19 protein-coding genes are annotated in these 18,078 nt (G+C 73.9%); 7 read left to right on the top strand and 12 right to left on the bottom strand.

The window, feature by feature from the left end; genetic code table 11:
* Positions 1 to 47: 47 nt before the first annotated feature.
* Positions 48 to 788: a maleylpyruvate isomerase family mycothiol-dependent enzyme gene (locus tag D1J63_RS32515; RefSeq protein WP_125633865.1), complete on the top strand. Its 741-nt coding sequence runs from the start codon at positions 48 to 50 to the stop codon at positions 786 to 788.
* Between the two features lie 21 nt (positions 789 to 809).
* On the opposite strand, the gene D1J63_RS32510 is transcribed toward D1J63_RS32515, so the two are convergent.
* The gene (locus D1J63_RS32510) at positions 810 to 1,208 is read right to left on the bottom strand and encodes a MarR family transcriptional regulator (protein WP_125633863.1); all 399 of its coding nucleotides are present in this window, start codon (positions 1,206 to 1,208) and stop codon (positions 810 to 812) included.
* A 76-nt stretch (positions 1,209 to 1,284) separates the two neighbouring features.
* Between D1J63_RS32510 and D1J63_RS32505 the strand changes: the two genes are divergently transcribed.
* Positions 1,285 to 1,569: a DUF6332 family protein gene (locus D1J63_RS32505; protein WP_125633861.1), complete on the top strand. Its 285-nt coding sequence runs from the start codon at positions 1,285 to 1,287 to the stop codon at positions 1,567 to 1,569.
* Here the strand turns inward: D1J63_RS32505 and D1J63_RS32500 are convergent.
* From D1J63_RS32500 to D1J63_RS32490, 3 genes are all read right to left on the bottom strand, one after another.
* Entirely contained in the window at positions 1,530 to 2,195 is a 666-nt protein-coding gene (locus tag D1J63_RS32500; protein WP_102931572.1) for a response regulator transcription factor, read from the bottom strand. The two genes, D1J63_RS32505 and D1J63_RS32500, sit on opposite strands and share 40 nt — an antisense overlap.
* Positions 2,192 to 3,439 carry a sensor histidine kinase gene (locus tag D1J63_RS32495; RefSeq protein WP_125633859.1) on the bottom strand — a complete coding sequence of 416 codons (1,248 nt, stop codon included), beginning with the start codon at positions 3,437 to 3,439 and terminating at the stop codon, positions 2,192 to 2,194. The genes D1J63_RS32500 and D1J63_RS32495 overlap by 4 nt, the downstream gene beginning before the upstream one ends.
* A 508-nt stretch (positions 3,440 to 3,947) precedes the next feature.
* On the bottom strand, positions 3,948 to 5,207 hold the full coding sequence (locus D1J63_RS32490) for a geranylgeranyl reductase family protein (protein WP_125633857.1): 1,260 nt from the start codon (positions 5,205 to 5,207) through the stop codon (positions 3,948 to 3,950).
* Positions 5,208 to 5,351: 144 nt separating this feature from the next.
* Here D1J63_RS32490 and D1J63_RS32485 point away from each other — a divergent pair, with 144 nt between their 5' ends.
* Positions 5,352 to 6,707 (top strand): dipeptidase, encoded by a 1,356-nt coding sequence (locus tag D1J63_RS32485; protein WP_125633855.1) that lies wholly within the window; start codon positions 5,352 to 5,354, stop codon positions 6,705 to 6,707.
* Positions 6,708 to 6,782: 75 nt separating this feature from the next.
* Complete coding sequence (locus D1J63_RS32480; protein ID WP_125633853.1) at positions 6,783 to 7,487, top strand: MBL fold metallo-hydrolase; 705 nt, start codon at positions 6,783 to 6,785, stop codon at positions 7,485 to 7,487.
* A 2-nt stretch (positions 7,488 to 7,489) separates the two neighbouring features.
* Here D1J63_RS32480 and D1J63_RS32475 read toward each other — a convergent pair whose 3' ends face one another.
* The 3 genes from D1J63_RS32475 to D1J63_RS32465 form a co-directional block, all read right to left on the bottom strand.
* Positions 7,490 to 8,533: an NUDIX hydrolase gene (locus D1J63_RS32475; RefSeq protein ID WP_125633851.1), complete on the bottom strand. Its 1,044-nt coding sequence runs from the start codon at positions 8,531 to 8,533 to the stop codon at positions 7,490 to 7,492.
* Positions 8,534 to 8,700: 167 nt separating this feature from the next.
* Complete coding sequence (locus tag D1J63_RS32470) at positions 8,701 to 8,895, bottom strand: hypothetical protein (RefSeq protein ID WP_102932761.1); 195 nt, start codon at positions 8,893 to 8,895, stop codon at positions 8,701 to 8,703.
* 437 nt (positions 8,896 to 9,332) lie between these two features.
* Positions 9,333 to 10,286, bottom strand: coding sequence for an ROK family protein (locus D1J63_RS32465; RefSeq protein ID WP_125633849.1), 954 nt, complete (start codon positions 10,284 to 10,286; stop codon positions 9,333 to 9,335).
* Between the two features lie 213 nt (positions 10,287 to 10,499).
* Between D1J63_RS32465 and D1J63_RS32460 the strand changes: the two genes are divergently transcribed.
* Together D1J63_RS32460 and D1J63_RS32455 are read left to right on the top strand one after the other, a co-directional pair.
* Positions 10,500 to 11,576, top strand: coding sequence for a LacI family DNA-binding transcriptional regulator (locus D1J63_RS32460; protein ID WP_061446126.1), 1,077 nt, complete (start codon positions 10,500 to 10,502; stop codon positions 11,574 to 11,576).
* Positions 11,577 to 11,698: 122 nt separating this feature from the next.
* Entirely contained in the window at positions 11,699 to 12,574 is an 876-nt protein-coding gene (locus D1J63_RS32455) for a hypothetical protein (protein WP_125633846.1), read from the top strand.
* On the opposite strand, the gene D1J63_RS32450 is transcribed toward D1J63_RS32455, so the two are convergent.
* The 5 genes from D1J63_RS32450 to D1J63_RS32430 form a co-directional block, all read right to left on the bottom strand.
* On the bottom strand, positions 12,555 to 13,853 hold the full coding sequence (locus D1J63_RS32450) for an aldolase/citrate lyase family protein (protein WP_125633844.1): 1,299 nt from the start codon (positions 13,851 to 13,853) through the stop codon (positions 12,555 to 12,557). The genes D1J63_RS32455 and D1J63_RS32450 overlap by 20 nt on opposite strands.
* 167 nt (positions 13,854 to 14,020) lie before the next feature.
* Positions 14,021 to 14,983 carry an electron transfer flavoprotein subunit alpha/FixB family protein gene (locus D1J63_RS32445; protein WP_125633842.1) on the bottom strand — a complete coding sequence of 321 codons (963 nt, stop codon included), beginning with the start codon at positions 14,981 to 14,983 and terminating at the stop codon, positions 14,021 to 14,023.
* Positions 14,984 to 15,037: 54 nt separating this feature from the next.
* Entirely contained in the window at positions 15,038 to 15,826 is a 789-nt protein-coding gene (locus D1J63_RS32440; RefSeq protein WP_102928853.1) for an electron transfer flavoprotein subunit beta/FixA family protein, read from the bottom strand.
* Positions 15,827 to 16,047: 221 nt separating this feature from the next.
* Positions 16,048 to 16,557, bottom strand: coding sequence for a flavin reductase family protein (locus tag D1J63_RS32435; protein WP_125633840.1), 510 nt, complete (start codon positions 16,555 to 16,557; stop codon positions 16,048 to 16,050).
* A gap of 145 nt (positions 16,558 to 16,702) precedes the next feature.
* Entirely contained in the window at positions 16,703 to 17,050 is a 348-nt protein-coding gene (locus D1J63_RS32430; RefSeq protein WP_164713069.1) for a thioredoxin family protein, read from the bottom strand.
* 298 nt (positions 17,051 to 17,348) lie between these two features.
* Here D1J63_RS32430 and D1J63_RS32425 point away from each other — a divergent pair, with 298 nt between their 5' ends.
* The gene (locus D1J63_RS32425) at positions 17,349 to 18,077 is read left to right on the top strand and encodes a lysophospholipid acyltransferase family protein (protein WP_125633838.1); all 729 of its coding nucleotides are present in this window, start codon (positions 17,349 to 17,351) and stop codon (positions 18,075 to 18,077) included.
* Position 18,078 lies beyond the last annotated feature (1 nt).

The raw sequence follows: 18,078 nt of genomic DNA, 5'->3' as shown, positions 1-18,078 counted from the left end.
CCGCACGGCGTGCCGTCGAGCGCACTCCATGCGGCACACTGCCTGCCATGAAGACCGCCGCGTACGTCGAGACCCTGGACCGTGAAGGAGCGTTGCTGGCCGCGGCCGCCGAGGCGGCGGGCACCGACGCCGAGGTGCCGACCTGCCCGGACTGGCGGGTGCGGGACCTGCTGCGGCACACGGGAATGGTGCACCGCTGGGCGACGGCGTTCGTCGCCGAGGGGCACACCGGCCCCCGGCGGGCCGACGACCCGCCCGCCCTCGACGGCGGCCCGCTGCTGAGCTGGTTCCGGGAGGGACACGAACGGCTCGTCGACGCCCTCGCCGGCGCCGAGCCCGACGTGCGGTGCTGGCACTTCCTGCCCGCGCCGTCGCCGCTGGCCTTCTGGGCCAGGCGGCAGGCGCACGAGACGACCGTGCACCGGATCGACGCCGAGTCGGCCCGCGGCGGTGAACCCACCGCCGTCGGTGTGGACTTCGCGCTGGACGGCATCGACGAGTTGCTGTGCGCCTTCCACGCCCGCCCGAAGAGCGCGGTGCGCACCGAGGAGCCCCGCACGCTGCGGGTGCGGGCGACGGACGCGCCGCACGCGGTGTGGACCGTACGGCTGTCCGCCCAGCCGCCGGTGACCGTGCGGGCGGAGGAGGCAGACGCCGACTGCGAGCTGTCCGGCCCCGCCGCGCAGCTCTATCCGGCGCTGTGGAACCGCCGGCCCTTCCCGGAGGTGACCGGCGACGGCGCGCTCGCCGCGTTGTGGCGCGAGCGGTCGGGCGTCACCTGGAAGTGAGCCGTGCGCCCGGGGCGTCGGTCAGCCGGTCAGCATCCGGTGCAGCACCGCCCGCTGCACCGGGAGCGCCTCGCCGTGCCTGGCGCGCCCTTCCGGGGTGAGCGCCACCCGCACGCCCCGCCGGTCCTCGGCGCACATGGAGCGCTCGACGAGACCGTCCTTCTCCAGCCGGGCGACCAGCCGCGACAACGCGCTCTGACTGAGGTGGACCCGCTCGGAGATCTCCTGGACCCGGTATCCGAAGGAGCCGGGACCGTCCTCGTCCGGGGTGCCGGCCAGGACGTCCAGGACCTCGAAGTCGCTTGCGCACAGGCCGTGTCCGTGCAGCGCGCGGTCCAGTTCGCACTGGACACGGGCGTGGAGGACCAGGATCGAGCGCCACCGGTTCACGAGCACCTGTTCGGCCTTCTTCGCCGCCATCCGCGCACCGTAGCAGAGCCCTTCGCGACGGTCACCGCGCTGACGGAACCCCGCCCGTTCTGGGAGACTCGGCGCCATGGAGACCCACGGAGGACGGCGCACGCAGGGCGAGCGGGACGCCATCACGATCGAGATCGGCTACGCGCTGTGCAGCGCGGCGTTCGCGGCGGCGGTGCTGTTCGGCGCGGTGACGGGGCCGGCGTATCTCTTCGATCTGACGGGCGCGCCGCGCACCGCGCTCGTCCGGTCGGGCGTGGTGCTCGCCGTGGTGGTGTTCGCCGTCCGGGTGGTGAGCGTGCTGGTCCGGTTCGCGCGCGGCGGTCAGCCGAGCCAGCCCGGGCGTACGAGCCCCGACTCGTAGGCGAGGACGACCAGTTGGGCCCGGTCGCGGGCGCCCAGCTTCACCATGGTCCGGCTGACGTGGGTCTTGGCGGTCAGCGGGCTGACGACCAGCCGGCGGGCGATCTCCTCGTTGGACAGTCCGATGCCGACCAGCGCCATCACCTCGCGCTCCCGCTCGGTCAGCCGGGCCATCTCGGCGGCCGCCGCGGGTTCCTTGGAGCGGGCCGCGAACTCGGCGATCAGCCGGCGGGTCACCCCGGGTGACAGCAGCGCGTCGCCGTCCACCACGGCCCGCACGGCGCGCAGGAGTTCCTCGGGTTCGGTGTCCTTGACCAGGAAGCCGGAGGCGCCGGAGCGGATCGCCTCGAAGACGTACTCGTCGAGTTCGAAGGTGGTGAGCATGACCACCTTCACGTCGTGCAGCCCCGGGTCGCCGGTGACCTCGCGGGTCGCGGCGAGGCCGTCCCGCAGGGGCATACGGATGTCCATGAGGACGACGTCGGGGCGCAGTTCGCGGATGGAGCGCACCGCCTCCTCGCCGTCGGCGGCCTCCGCGACCACCTCGATGTCCGGCTGCGCGTCCAGCAGCGCCCGGAAGCCGGCCCGTACCAACGACTGGTCGTCGGCGAGCAGTACGCGGATCACCGGTCGTCCTCCTTGGGGTGTGTCGTGTGCTTCACGTCGATCGGCAGGGTCGCCAGCACCCGGAAGCCGCCGTCGGGGCGCGGGCCCGCGTCGATGGTGCCACCGAGGGCCGCCGCGCGCTCCCGCATCCCGGCCAGCCCGTTGCCGCTGCCGCCCGCCTCGGCGCCCGTCGCGGGGCCGTCGTCGTCGACGCGCAGCAGCAGCGTGTTCCCGTCCCGGTCGAGGCGGACGTGCGCGCGCCGGGAACCCGAGTGCCGTACGACGTTGGTGAGCGCCTCCTGCACGATGCGGAACGCGGCCAGGTCGCTACCGGGCGACAGGCGTGGCGGTTTGCCCGCCACCTCGACGATGAGGCCCGCGCTCGCCGCCTGCTCGACCAGTTCGGGGAGCCGGTCCAGGCCGGGGGCCGGAGCGCGCGGCGCGTCCCCCGGGCTGCGCAGGGTGTCGAGCACCTGCCGCACCTCGCCGAGCGCCTCCTTGCTCTGGTCCTTGATGGTGGTGAGCGCGGTGCGGGCCTGTTCCGGATCGGTGTCCAGGAGGGCCAGTCCGACACCGGCCTGCACGTTGATGACGGAGATGCTGTGCGCGAGGACGTCGTGCAGCTCGCGGGCGATCCGCAGCCGCTCCTCGTCCGCGCGCCGGCGTGCCGCCTGTGCCCGCTCCGCCCGCTCCCGCGCCCACTGCTCGCGGCGGGCCCGGGCGAGTTCCGACAGGGCCGCGACGGCCACCACCCAGGTGGCGATCACGAGCTCCTGTCCCCAGGACGCGGCCGAGTCCCCGGACGGCGGCAGCCACCGGTAGAGCCAGTGCGCCACCAGGGCGTGCCCGGCCCACAGGGTCCCCATCGCGGCCCACGCCGCCTTGCGGTGCCCGGCGACCACGGCACTGAAGCAGGCCACCGCGACGGCCACGAACACCGGGCCGTACGGGTATCCGGCGCCCAGATAGACCAGGGTGGTGACGGCCGTGCCGAACACGACCGGCACGGGGTACCGCTGCCGCCACAGCAGGGCGGCGCCGGTCACGAACAGCAGCACGCGCGCGAAGGGGTCCAGGGCGGCCCGGTCCCCCGCCTGGGCGTGGGCGGCGAAGTTCGAGCCGAACAGCACGAACGCCGTGATGAGCACGGTGGAGCGCCAGGGCCACCGGGGGGCGCGTTCCTCGTCGCCCCGCCGGTCCCACCACGCGGGCCCGTGCCGCCACCACCGCGGTGCCCGGCGCCCGGGATCGTGCTGTCCGTCCATGTCCGCCACGCTAGACGCCGGGCGCGCCGGGCGGCGTCACCCGCGCGTGGTCATCACGCGTACTCCCGGCGAAGTACGCCCGCGCACGGCCGCGGGGCGTCGGAGCGTCGAGGGCCCCGGGCCGGCCCGGGCCTGCCGCGTGGGCGAGCCCGTCCGCCGCGAACAGCCGGTCCGCCGCGAACAGCGGCTCCGCAGCGGCGCCGGTCCGGCGTGCCCCGTGCGCAGTGCTCGGGTGCGCGCGTGCGCAGGTGCACAGGTGCGCGCCGGTGCGCCGGTGTGCAGGTGACGAGGAGTGCGCCGCCCACTCGGGCGGCGGCCGGCACGGTGTCCTCGGGCGCGGTGCCCGGCACCGGCGGCCCGTGGGTCGGCGCGCACGCGGCGGGGCGGGCGAGCAGGCAGGCGGGGCTGCGAGCAGGCGAGCAGGCAGGCGGGCTGCGAGCGGGCGGAGGCGTACCGTCCGGCCCGGGCGGGCACCGGGCTCCGGGCTCGGACGGACCGCCGCCGACGGTCAGGCGCCGGTCTCCTCCCCGGCGGACGGCGCGGACGGCGCGGCCGGCTCGGGCCGCCGGTCCATCGCCGCCAGCGCCCGCTGCGCCAGCGGATGGCCGCGGACCAGCTCGCCCAGCGAGGTCGAGCCTTGCGTGATGTCCTTGAACGCCTTCCACGCCGGGCGGAACCCGGTCAGGGCCGCGTGGAAGAGCCCGGGCCGGCGCTCGAACACCGCCAGCATGCGCTTGCCGACGCTCATCTCCACGCCGAGACCGGCCTTGATGGCGAACGCGTAGTTCAGGGCCTGCTTGCGGGCGTCCACCGCGTCGTGCGCCTCGGAGATGCGCACCGCCCACTCCCCCGCGAGCCGTCCCGAGCGCAGCGCGAAGGAGATGCCCTCGCGGGTCCACGGCTCCAGGAGCCCGGCCGCGTCCCCGCACACCAGGACCCGGCCGCGCGAGAGCGGCGAGTCGTCGGCGCGGCAGCGGGTCAGGTGGCCGGAGGAGATGCTGGGTTCGAACCCGGCCAGTCCGAGCCGGGCGACGAAGTCCTCCAGGTACCGCTTGGTCGCCGCGCCCTCGCCACGCGCCGAGATGACCCCGACGGTGAGCGTGTCGCCCTTGGGGAAGACCCAGCCGTAACTGCCGGGGATCGGGCCCCAGTCGATGAGCACCCGGCCCTTCCAGTCCTCGGCGACCGTCTCGGGCACCGGGATCTCCGCCTCCAGGCCGAGGTCGACCTGGTCCAGCTTCACCCCGACGTGGGCGCCTATCCGGCTGGCGCTGCCGTCCGCGCCGACGACGGCCCGGGCCAGCACGGTCTCCCCGCCCTGGAGGACGACGGCGACCGTGCGCCGGTCCGGGACCGCCGACCCGTGCTGCTCCACCCGGGTCACCGTCGCTCCGGTGCGCAGTTCGGCGCCCGCCTTCTGGGCGTGCTCGACGAGCTGCAGGTCGAACTCGGGCCGGTTGATCAGCCCGAACAGCATCTGCCGGGAGCGCCGGGTCCGGGTGAAGCGCCCGTTGTTCGAGAAGGTCACCGCGTGCACCCGGTCCTGGAAGGGCAGCTCGAAGCCGGGCGGGAGGGTGTCGCGCGAGGGGCCGATGATGCCGCCGCCGCACGTTTTGTAGCGGGGCAGCTCGGCCTTCTCCAGCAACAGGACGCGCCGCCCCGCGACCGCCGCCGCGTAGGCGGCCGAGGCCCCCGCCGGTCCCGCGCCCACCACGACCACGTCCCAGACCTGACGCGCGTCGTCCGCCGAAGAGTTCTCGCTGCTCACGATGGTCTACTGCTCCGATCAAACCGCATGCCGCACCTGACCCCCGCATCCTACGGCGGGCATCGCCGCAGGCCACTGTGGGAGGATCGGCCCGTCATTCCAAGTACTCCTTGGTACAACGTCGCACCCACAAGGAGCGTGCCCATGTCGCCGAATCCGGTCGCCGAGACCGTCGCTTCGCTGATGCCCCGCGCGAAGGAGGAACTCGCCGCGCTGGTGGCCTTCAAATCGGTGGCCGACTTCGACCAGTTCCCGCGCAGCGAGAGCGAGGGCGCCGCAGACTGGATAGCGACGGCCCTGCGCGCCGAGGGCTTCGAGGACGTGGCCCTGCTGGACACCCCGGACGGCACGCAGTCGGTGTACGGGTACCTGCCGGGACCCGAGGGCGCGAAGACGGTGCTGCTCTACGCCCACTACGACGTGCAGCCGCCGCTGGACGAGGCGGGCTGGGCCACGCCGCCGTTCGAGCTGACCGAGCGCGACGGCCGCTGGTACGGACGGGGCACCGCGGACTGCAAGGGCGGTGTGCTGATGCACCTGCTGGCGCTGCGCGCGCTGAAGGCGAACGGCGGCGTGCCGGTGCACGTCAAGGTGATCGCCGAGGGTTCCGAGGAGCAGGGCACGGGCGGCCTGGAGCGGTACGCCGAGGCGCACCCCGAGCTGCTGGCCGCCGACACCATCGTCATCGGCGACGCGGGCAACTTCCGGGTCGGCCTGCCGACGGTCACCTCCACGCTGCGCGGCATGACGCTGCTGCGCGTGAAGGTCGACACGCTCGAAGGCAACCTGCACTCCGGTCAGTTCGGCGGTGCGGCGCCCGACGCGCTGGCCGCCCTGATCCGGGCACTGGACTCGCTGCGCGCCGAGGACGGCTCGACGACCGTCGACGGCCTGGCGGCGGACAGCACCTGGGAGGGCCTGGCCTACGACGAGGAGCAGTTCCGCAAGGACGCGCGCGTGCTGGACGGCGTGGAGCTGATCGGTTCCGGTTCGGTCGCCGACCGGATCTGGGCGCGGCCCGCCGTCACGGTGCTCGGCATCGACTGCCCGCCGGTCGTCGGCGCCACCCCGTCGGTGCAGGCGGGCGCCCGGGCGCTGGTGAGCCTGCGGGTGCCGCCGGGCGTGGACGCGGCCGAGGCCACCAAGCTGCTCCAGGCCCACCTGGAGACGCGGACGCCGTGGGGTGCCCGGGTCGCCGTCGAACAGATCGGCCAGGGCCAGGCGTTCCGCGCCGACACCACGAGCCCGGCGTACCAGGCCATGGCGGACGCGATGGCGGTGGCGTACCCGGGTGAGGAGATGCAGTACGCCGGTCAGGGCGGCTCCATCCCGCTGTGCAACACCCTGGCGGCCCTCTACCCGCAGGCGGAGATCCTGCTGATCGGCCTGAGCGAGCCGGAGGCGCAGATCCACGCCGTGAACGAGAGCGTGTCCCCGGAGGAGCTGGAGCGGTTGTCGGTGGCGGAGGCGCACTTCCTGCGCAACTACGCGGCGGGCTGAGCCCGCTCCCGCCCCGCGCTCTGCCGTCGGCAGAGGGGCCTCGCCACCCGGTGGGGCCCTGCCTACGGTCGTCGTATGGACGTCGTGGAGATCCTTCCGTGCCTGCACCTGCTGCGCTTTTCGGTCGGTCAGGCGTATCTGTGGCGTGACGGCGACGAGGTGACGCTGATCGACGCCGGACCGGCCGGGTACGGCGCGCGCGTCGTCGAGACCGCGCGGGCCGCCGGCCGGGTACGGCGGGTCGTGCTCACCCACTTCCACGAGGACCACGCGGGCGGGGCGCAGGAGGTGGCCGCGCTCACCGGGGCCGAGGTGGTGGCGCACGCCGTCGAGGCGCCCGTCGTACGGGGCGAGGAGCCCGGTCCGCCGCCCGTGCTCGAGGACTGGGAGCGTCCGCTGCACGAGAACGCCGTGCGTCGGCTCCCGCGAGGCGGCTTCGCCCGGCCGGCGCGGGTGACCGGGGTGGTGGACGGTGACGTCCTGGACTTCGGCGGCGGGGCCCGGATCGTGCACGCGCCGGGCCACACGGACGGGAGCATCGCGCTGCACCTCCCGTCCCACGGCGTGCTGTGCACGGGGGACGCGGTCGCCGCCTCGCCGGTCGACGGCGCGGTGCTGCTCGGCGTGTTCAACATCGACCGGGACCGGGCGGTGGCGTCCTTCGGGCGGCTGGCGGCCCTCGACACGGAGGTGGCCTGCTTCGGTCACGGGGATCCGGTGACCGCGCGGGCCGGGGAGGTGCTGAGGGCTTCGGCGCGGACGTACGGGGCGGCGGGCTGACGTCAGCCGACCGGCGTGCCCGCCTCCAGGTAGTGGGCGGCGCCGCGCTCGCGGGCCCGCAGTGCCCAGCGCAGCCGCTCGTAGCGGACCGGGGGCAGCAGGGCGGCGGCCTCGTCCTCGGTGGCGAAGCGCCAGGCGCGCAGCTCGGCGCCGGGCAGCAGGACCCGGTCGGCGTCCGCGGAGTCGAGCCGGCCGCCGTCGAAGAGCAGCCTCAGACCGCCGTGGGCGGGGGGCGCCGGGGGTTCCCAGTCGACGACCAGCAGGGCGGGCACGTCCCGCAGGTGGAGGCCGGTCTCCTCGGCGACCTCGCGCATACCGGCGCGGGCGGGTGCCTCGCCGGGTTCGACCACGCCGCCGGGGAACTCCCAGCCGGGCTTGTAGGTGGGGTCGACGAGCAGGACCCGGTCCCGGTCGTCGAAGAGCAGGACACCGGCGGCGACGGTCTCGCCGGTGGGTTCCGGGGTCTGCACGATCTCGCAGGCCGGCACGGCGCCCGTGCCGACGGCCTCGGCGACCCGGGCGGCGGCCTCGTAGGGGGTGAGGGCGCCGGTGTCGACGGGATGGGCGTCGGCGGTGAGCCAGGAGGCGAGGGCCGCGCGGTAGGGCTCGATGTGGTCGTAGGACCACTGTCGTACCCGCATCTCGCCGTCCGGCAGGCCCTCGGGTATCTCGCGGCTCGCTATGCGGTCCCGCAGGATCGTTTCGGCCGGGGCCAGCAGGATGTGCCGGACGTCGATCCGGCGGGCGGCGAGACCGCCGAAGATCTCGTCCCGGTACTCCTGGCGCAGCAGGGTCATCGGGACCACGAGCGTCCCGCCGAGGTCGGCGAGGAGCGCGGCCGCCGTGTCGATCACCAGCCGGCGCCAGATCGGCAGGTCCTGGAAGTCGCCCACCTCGGCCAGGCGTTTGGGCGGCAGGAGGTGCGCGAGCGCCCCGCCGACGACCTCGGGGTCGAAGAGTGTGCTGTTCGGGATCAGTTCGATCAGTTCCCGTGCGGTGGTGGTCTTCCCCGCACCGAACGCGCCGTTGATCCAGACGACGGTCACAGGTCCCCCTCTTCTGTTGGCCCCCTGTGGCTTGCCCGCTTCACCCTGCCACGGAAACCAGGCGGAGTTGAGGGCGCGCGAAAGGGCATATGACAACGGCGCCGGCGCCCCTCGGGGGCACCGGCGCCTTCAGGTTCGGGCAGGGCGCGTCGCCCCGGCCGAGGGCGTCAGCCCAGCGGTCCCAGGGCGTCCTTGTCCAGGGTCAGGCTGTCGGTGGCGACGGTGTCCTGCACGGTGCTGACGGTGTCGTCCACGTCCAGGTTGAGCGGGAGGTCGCTCGGGGCGGCGTGGGACGGGCTGACGGCCGCGACGACGAAGCCGGTGGCCAGGGACGCGAGGGCGAGCATGCTGCGCTTCTTCATGCCCCGTTCAACTACGCCGACGCGCCGGGGTCACGGGCACGGCCGGGAAAGCGCACGAACACACCGGCGCTCCCACCGGCTCCCGGCCTCAGCCGTGCGTGGGGGCCGCTCCGCCGTGCCCGAACGGGCGTGCGCGCCGCCACGCGCCGAACCCGGACGCGTTCGACCCTCAGACCACCGCACGGCGACGCGCTCGGGGCCACGGCACCACCACCGCACCGCACCCGGACGCCCGCGCCCGCCGCAACCTCGTGGCCGGACGCGCCCCGCCGCACCCCCCGTACCCGGCCGCCCGCGCCCGCCGCAACGTCGTGATCGGACGCGCACCCTGCGCACCACCCGTCCTCGGACGCGTCCGCCCGTCGCCCCGCCGGCGTTCTCCCGACGCGCGCCCGCCGCCCCACCGCACCCAGCCGCGCACCGGCCGCGCCCCGCGCTCAGACGTGCGCGGCCGGCGCCCCCGCCGTCCGTGACAGGGCCGCCGCGGCCGCGCCGACCAGCCCGGCGTCCGTGCCCATCTGGGCGGGGACGACCACCAGCCGCTGGACGAAGGACAGCGTCGCGTAGTCGGTGAGCGCCTTGCGCAAGGGGGCGAAGAGGACCTCGCCCGCCTTCCCCACCCCTCCGCCCACCACGGCGATGTCGATCTCGACAAGGGTCGCGGTGGCCGCGATACCGGCGGCCAGCGCCTGCGCGGCCCGCTCGAAGGAGGCGACGGCGACGGGGTCGCCCAGTCGCGCGGCGGCGGCGACCGCGGCGGCGGAGGTGTCGCCGTCCGGGCCGGGCAGCCAGCCGGCGTCGAGGGCGCGGCGGGCGATGTTGGGGCCGCTCGCTATGCGCTCCACGCAGCCGCGCGCACCGCACGGACAGGGGTCGCCGTCGAGGTCGACACTGATGTGACCGATGTGGCCGGCGTTGCCGGTCGGTCCGGGGTGCAGCCGGCCGCCCAGCACGAGACCGCCGCCGACGCCCGTCGACACCACCATGCACAGCGCGTTGTCGTGGCCTCGGGCGGCACCCTGCCAGTGTTCGGCGGCCGTGATGGCCACCCCGTCCCCGATCAGCTCCACGGGCAGCCCGCCCACGGCGTCCCGGACCCGCCGGACCAGCGGGTAGTCGCGCCAGCCGGGCACGTTCACCGGGCTGACCGTACCGGCCGAGGCGTCCACCGGGCCCGCGCTGCCGATGCCGACGGCCGTGGCCCTGCCCCACAGGGGCGACGCGATCAGCTCCGCGAGGACGGCCTCGACGGCCCCCATCACGGTGTCACCGTCCTTGCGGGCGGGTGTCGCACGCTGCGCGCGCGCCTGGATACGGCCGTGGCCGTCCACCAGCGCGCCGGCGATCTTGGTGCCGCCGATGTCCAGCGCTGCCACGAGGTCGGTGTGCATCAGAGTCGGATCTCCCCGTCGGACCGAAAGCGATAAAGCCGTACACAAGAGCGCGCGGCGACCGGCCCCACGGTGGGGACGAGGGCCGGAGAGTGCGATGGACAGTGTCTCCCGCATCTGACAACGTTGTCCAGGCTCTATGCTCGACGCCACATCCTCATACAAGCCCATCACCGACACATCCCCCCGGACAGCAGGAGCCGACGCATTCCCGTGGACGACAGGACAGGACACCGCATCGTGCCCGACACGACCCGCCGCGCAGACCGCCTCCCCGGGAACCGTTACGGCAACCGCCCGACGATGAAGGACGTCGCCGCCCGGGCGGGTGTCGGCCTCAAGACCGTCTCCCGGGTGGTCAACGGGGAGCCCGGCGTCACCCCGGAGACCGAGCGCCGCGTCCAGGAGGCCATCGACGCGCTGGGCTTCCGCCGCAACGACAGCGCGCGGGTCCTGCGCAAGGGCCGCACCGCGAGCATCGGCCTGGTCCTGGAGGATCTGGCCGACCCGTTCTACGGGCCGCTCAGCCGTGCCGTCGAGGAGGTGGCCCGCGCCCACGGCGCCCTGCTGATCAACGGGTCGAGTGCGGAGGACCCGGACCGCGAGCAGGAGCTGGTGCTGGCGCTGTGCGCACGCCGCGTGGACGGGCTGGTCGTGATCCCCGCCGGGGACGACCACCGGTATCTGGAGCCCGAGCTGAAGGCGGGCGTCGCCACCGTGTTCGTGGACCGTCCTGCGGGGCAGATCGACGCGGACGTGGTGGTCTCCGACAACTTCGGCGGTGCCCGCGACGGCGTGGCCCACCTGATCGCGCACGGACACCGCAGGATCGGCTTCATCGGCGACATGCCCCGCATCCACACCGCCGCCGAGCGGCTGCGCGGCTACCGGGCCGCCATGGAGGACGCGGGCATACCGGTCAAGGACTCCTGGATGTCCCTGGGTGTCACCGACCCGGTGCGGGTGCGCCGGGCGGCCGAGGAGATGCTCGCCGACCCGCACCCGGTGACCGCGATCTTCACGGGCAACAACCGGGTGACGGTCACCGTGATCCGGGTCCTGGCCGAGCACACCCGGGGCGTGGCCCTGGTCGGCTTCGACGACATCGAGCTGGCCGACCTGCTCCGGCCGGGCGTCACCGTGGTCGCGCAGGACGCGGCCGCCCTCGGCCGCACCGCCGCCGAGCGGCTCTTCCGCCAGCTGGACGGCACTCTCCTCGCCCCCGACCGCATCGAACTGCCGACCAGACTGGTCACCCGGGGCTCGGGCGAGCTGCCGCCGGCCGACTGAGCCGGCCGCGACGGACGACCGTACCGGCCCGGGCCGGCCGGACCCGGCCGGGCGTATGAGCCGGCCCGCACGCGGGCGGTCCGACGCCCCGTCCCACCCCCACCGTCGGGAGGAAGCACACCGTGTCCCCACCACCGAGCGAGGAGCGCGCACCCGCCGCAGGGCCGCCCGGCGAGGACCGGACGCTGCGCGCGCTCGGGCTGGACGGGGTGCCGCGCGAGGAGCCGCTGCTGTATCCGGGCGCGTGGCCCCGCGAGTCCGGGCTGCTGGTCGGGGACCGGCTGCTGCCGCTGGACCGGCCGGCGCGCGAGGAGTGGGAGGAGGCGGACGGCCGCGTCCCGGTGCTGGCGATCGGCTCCAACGCGAGCCCGGCCCAGCTGCGGCACAAGATGGCCGAGTTCGGGATCGACTCGCCGGTCCCGATGGTCAGGTCGCGGGTCACCGGACTGGACATCGGCGTCTCCGCGCACGTGAGCCGCATGGGCTACGTGTCCGCCTCGCCGGTGGGCGCCCCCGGCGTCGTACGGGAGCTGTTCGTGCTGTGGCTCGACGCCGAGCAGCTCGCCGTGATCGACGCCAGCGAGGGCGTGCCGATGGCGGGCGGCAACTTCGACCGCGTCCGGCTGCCCGCGCCGGACGTCCGCGTCGAGCCGGGGGACGGCTCGGTGCCGGCCGGCGTGTACGCGTACGTCAACCGCCACGGCGTCCTGCACGACGGCACCGGCGTGCCGCGGCGGCATCCGGGCGAGCAGCGGCCCCTGATCACCGGGTTGCTGCACGAGTCGGCACGGCTGCGGAAGCTGTTCGGCGAGACGCCGGAGGAGTTCTGTGCGCGGGCACGCGCGGACCGGCGGCTGTGCCACCGGGGGACGCGGCTGTTCGCCGAGGAGGGGCGGGTGACGGCGTCCGGCCTGGAGCGGTACGTGGGCGCGGATCCCGAGGAGCCCCTTGCCGGGGGCCGGACGCCGTCTTCGGGACCTACTGCGCCGATGCCGTGAGGTCGCCGCGCCGCGGGCCCGAGAAGCCCTCCAGGTCGGCGCGTGTCAGGCCGGTCAGCCGGGCGACCTCGCCGATGTCGAGGGCGCCGCAGTCCAGACCGCGCAGCAGGTAGCCGCTGAGGGCCTTGGCGGTGGCGGGCTCGTCCATGACGTCGCCGCCGGTGCGGTTGGCGTAGCGGGCGAGACGGGCGGCGGCCTGCTCGAACCCCTCGCGGTAGAAGGCGAAGACGGCCGCGTACCGGGTGGGGATGTGGCCGGGGTGCATGTCCCAGCCCTGGTAGTAGGCGCGGGCCAGGGCGCGGCGGGTGAGGCCGTAGTGCAGCCGCCAGGCATCGTGGACCTGGGCGGTCGGGCCGACCGGCAGGACGTTGGTCGAGCCGTCCGAGACGCGTACGCCGGTGCCGGCGGCGGCGACCTGCATGACCGCCTTGGCGTGGTCGGCGGCCGGGTGGTCGCTGGCCTGGTGGGCGGCGGAGACGCCGAGGCAGGCGCTGTAGTCGAAGGTGCCGTAGTGCAGGCCGGTGGCGCGGCCCTCGGCGGCCTGGATCATGCGGGCGACGGTGGCGGTGCCGTCGGCGGCGAGGATCGACTGGCTGGTCTCGATCTGGATCTCGAAGCCGATCCGGCCGGGCGTGAGACCGCGCGCCTTCTCGAAGGCCTCCAGGAGCCGCACCATGGCGGTGACCTGCTCGGGATAGGTCACCTTGGGCAGGGTGAGGACCAGTCCGTCGGGCAGGCCGCCGGCCTCCATCAGGCCGCTGAGGAAGACGTCGAGGGTGCGGATGCCCCGGGCGCGCACCGGAGCCTCCATGCACTTCATGCGGATGCCCATGTACGGGGCCGCCGTGCCCTGCTCGTACGCCTCGGCGACCAGCCGCGCGGCGCGGGCGGCCGCCTCGTCCTCCTCGGCGTCCGTACGGTTGCCGTAACCGTCCTCGAAGTCGACACGCAGGTCCTCGATCGGCTCGCGCTCCAGCTTGGCGCGTACGCGGGTGTACACGGGCTCGGCGAGGTCGTCGGCGAGCCCGAGGACGGCGGCGAAGGAGGCGGCGTCGGGGGCGTGTTCGTCGAGGGCGGCGAGGGCCCGGTCGCCCCAGGAGCGGATCGTGCCGGCGGCGAAGACGTCACCGGGGACGTAGACGGTGTGGACGGGCTGGCGGGTGCCCGGGTCTCCGGGGTAGCGGCGCTCCAGCTCCGCGTCGACCGGCGCGAGGGAGGCACTGATCTCCTCGCCGACGGCGCCCGCGAGGCTCGTTGCCACCTTCTCCTGCTGACCCATTCGACACCCTCCTGATGTTCATTTTTCCGCTGACCGGAATCAGTTATCCGTAGTGCGAAGTTATCTGTCGGTCTCTCGCCGGTCAACACCCATCCTGCGCAGACGCCGAGGCCCCCGCGACCACGGACGGTCACGGGGGCCTCGGCACGGCGTTGCCGCCGGGAGGGTCAGCCCTTGCGGGACTTCACTTCCTCGGTGAGCTGCGGGACGACGTCGAAGAGGTCGCCGACGACGCCGTAGTCGACCAGCTCGAAGATCGGGGCCTCGGCGTCCTTGTTGATCGCCACGATCGTCTTCGAGGTCTGCATGCCGGCCCGGTGCTGGATCGCGCCCGAGATGCCGGAGGCGATGTACAGCTGCGGGGAGACCGACTTGCCCGTCTGGCCCACCTGGTTGGTGTGCGGGTACCAGCCCGCGTCCACCGCGGCGCGCGAGGCGCCGACGGCCGCGCCGAGGGAGTCGGCGAGGGCCTCGATGATCGCGAAGTTCTCCGCGCCGTTGACGCCGCGGCCGCCGGAGACGACGATCGCGGCCTCGGTCAGCTCCGGACGGCCGGTCGACTCGCGCGGCGTGCGCGAGGTGACCTTGGTGCCGGTCGCGGCGGCGGAGAAGGTGACCGACAGGGCCTCGACGGCACCGGCGGCCGGGGCGGGCTCCACGGAGGCCGAGTTCGGCTTGACCGTGATGACCGGGGTGCCCTTGGAGACGCGGGACTTGGTGGTGAAGGCAGCGGCGAACACCGACTGGGTGGCCACCGGGCCCTCGTCGCCGGACTCCAGGTCGACGGCGTCGGTGATGATGCCCGAGCCCAGGCGCAGCGCCAGGCGGGCGGCGATCTCCTTGCCCTCGGCGGAGGAGGGGACCAGCACGGCGGCCGGGGAGACGGCCTCGACGGCGGCCTGGAGGGCGTCGACCTTCGGCACGACCAGGTAGTCGGCGTACTCGGCGGCCTCGTGGGTGAGGACCTTCACCGCACCGTGCTCGGCGAGGACGGCGGCGGTGTCACCGGCACCGGCGCCCAGCGCGACGGCGACGGGCTCGCCGACGCGGCGGGCCAGCGTGAGCAGCTCCAGGGTCGGCTTGCGGACGGCACCGTCCACGTGATCGACGTAGACGAGAACTTCAGCCATGGGACTTCTTCTCTCCTGCTTGCGAAAGATGAGGGGCGGTCAGCGGGGCGCGGCTCAGATGAACTTCTGGCCCGCGAGGAACTCGGCGAGCTGCTTGCCGCCCTCGCCCTCGTCCTTGACGATCGTGCCCGCGGTGCGCGCCGGACGCTCGGCGGCCGACTCGACGACCGTGTAGGCGTTCTCCAGGCCGACCTCGTCCTCGTCGATGTCGAGGTCGGACAGGTCCCAGGACTCCACCGGCTTCTTCTTGGCCGCCATGATGCCCTTGAAGGAGGGGTAACGCGCCTCGCCCGACTGGTCGGTGACCGACACGACCGCCGGCAGGGAGGCCTCCAGCTGCTCGGTGGCCGAGTCGCCGTCGCGGCGGCCCTTGACCGTGCCGCCCTCGACCGAGACCTCGGACAGCAGCGTCACCTGCGGCACGCCCAGGCGCTCGGCGAGCAGCGCGGGGACGACGCCCATGGTGCCGTCGGTGGAGGCCATGCCGGAGACGACCAGGTCGTAGCCGGCCTTCTCGACGGCCTTGGCCAGGACCAGGGAGGTGCCGATGGCGTCGGTGCCGTGCAGGTCGTCGTCCTCGACGTGGATCGCCTTGTCCGCGCCCATGGACAGCGCCTTGCGCAGGGCGTCCTTGGCGTCCTCGGGGCCCACGGTCAGGACGGTGACCTCGACGTCGTCGTCGGAGTTCTCGGAGATCTGCAGCGCCTGCTCGACCGCATACTCGTCCAGCTCGGAGAGCAGACCGTCCACGTCGTCCCGGTCGACGGTCAGGTCATCGGCGAAGTGCCGGTCGCCAGTGGCGTCGGGCACGTACTTCACAGTGACAACGATCCTCAAGCTCACGCCGGCTCTCCTACTGCGTCGACATTTCCAGTGCTGCCTCTTGCAGGCAGCATAGGCGCCCCAAGCGGCCGATCCCGGTCGGGGCGACCTGCGCTCCGCCCGGAATATTACTCGTCAGTACACCCAGTTCCTGCCCGCTAAGCAAGCGCTTTGAACTGTGACCTTCGCAACGCAGCGTAACCGGAACTCGACGCCTGCGCAGAAGGCGTCCCGCCGACCGGTCAGTCGCGCAGACCGCGGTAACGCCCCTGGTGGTACAGCAGCGGCTCGCCGACTCCGGCGGGGTCGCCGAGGAGGACTTCGGCCAGCACGATGCGATGGTCCCCCGCAGGCACCCGGCCGACCACCCGGCACACGAGCCAGGCGAGCACGCCGTCCAGCACGGGCACGCCCTCGGGCCCCTCCCGCCAGGCGGTGGGAGCGGCGAAACGGTCGGCGCCGCTGCGGGCGAAGGTGGCCGCCAGTTCCTCCTGGTGCTCGCCGAGCAGGTGGACGCCGACGTACTCCGCCTCCGACACCGCGGGCCAGCACGAGGAACCGGTGCCGATGCCGAAGGAGAGCAGCGGCGGGCGGGCGGAGACGGAGGTGAGGGACGTGGCCGTGAAACCGGCCGGACCGCCGGCCCCCCGCGCGGTGATCACGGCGACGCCCGCCGCGTGCCGCCGGAAGACGGACCGCAGCAGGTCGTCGGTGGCGGGCCGCGGCGCGGCGAGGTCCGGTGTGGCCGTCATGCGGGGTGGTCCTTCTGCGTTGCGCCTCGGTCCCGGGAACCTGGAGCGGGGCACGGGGGCGGGCTGACGACGGGTGGCACACACAGTCAATTACGTCCCGGATGTCGAAGCTGTGGAGAAGACCTCACCACCGAGGTGGCGCTTGTCACACCGCCTCGCCCAGCGCGGCGATCACGTCCGCCGTACGCGGCTGCCCGACGGCACGCCGTACGACACGGCCGTCGGCGTCCAGTACCAGCACGGTGGGGGTCTTGAGCACGTCGAGGGCGCGGACCAGTTCCAGGCGGCCCTCGGCGTCGATCTCGACGTGGGCGACGCCGGGGACCATGCCGGCCACCTCGCCGAGCACGCGCCGGGTGGCCCGGCAGGGCGCGCAGAAGGCGCTGGAGAACTGCACGAGCGTGGCGCGGGCCCCGAGTTCGGCACCCAGGTCCGCCGCGTCCAGCCGCGGGGCGCCGGTCTCCGGCCGCCCGCCGTCGTCCTGCTCGCGCACCAGCGCACTCCCGTCCCGCCGCCACCGCGGCTGTCCTGGGCACGCGTACCCCGCGCGCCACCGATCCTGTCCCGTCAAGGTGCAGCGCCCCCGAAGGGACCGGGATTCCCGCCCACCGTCGCATTTCGGCCACGAAACGGCCGAGCGAGTGATGAGGATCTCGCCGCACACGGGCACCAAGGCTGGTACACCGGCCGTTCTTGGGGCACGATCTGCGACAAGCCCGTAAACCTACGGCTGCGTAACTTTCGACTGGGAGCCCCCTTCCCAGGCTGACAAGGAAGGGTCCGACCCGCCCATGGCAGAACTCGTCTACCGTCCGGTCATCGGTCTCGCCCGCACCATGTTCAAGGTGTGGGACCTCAAGATCGACTGCCGTGGATCGGAGAACATCCCGCGCACGGGCGGCGCCGTACTGGTGAGCAACCACATCAGCTACCTGGACTTCATCTTCGACGGCCTGGCCGCGCTGCCGCAGAAGCGGCTGGTGCGCTTCATGGCGAAGGAGTCGGTCTTCCGGCACCGCGTCTCCGGCCCGCTGATGCGCGGGATGAAGCACATCCCGGTGGACCGCAAGCAGGGCGAGGCGGCGTACGCGCATGCCCTGGACTCGCTCAAGTCCGGCGAAATCGTCGGGGTCTTCCCCGAGGCGACGATCTCCGAGTCCTTCACCCTGAAGAGCTTCAAGTCGGGTGCCGCGCGGCTCGCGCAGGAAGCGGGCGTCCCGCTGGTCCCGATGGCACTGTGGGGCACCCAGCGCCTGTGGACCAAGGGGCACCCGCGCAACTTCAAGCGCAGCCACACCCCCATCACCATCCGGGTCGGCGAGGCGATGGAGGCCTCGCGCGAGCAGTACGCGGGCGCCATCACCCGGCGGCTGCGCGAGCGGGTGCAGGAGCTGCTGGAGGCGGCCCAGCGCGCCTACCCGGTACGCCCCAAGGGGGCCGACGACACCTGGTGGATGCCGGCCCACCTCGGCGGCACGGCCCCGACGCCCGAGCAGCTGCGCACGGCCCAGGCACACTGAA

This window comes from Streptomyces sp. KPB2, assembly GCF_003950055.1.
Classification (GTDB): Bacteria; Actinomycetota; Actinomycetes; order Streptomycetales; family Streptomycetaceae; genus Streptomyces; species Streptomyces salinarius.
This window is presented reverse-complemented; position numbering and strand designations above follow the sequence as displayed.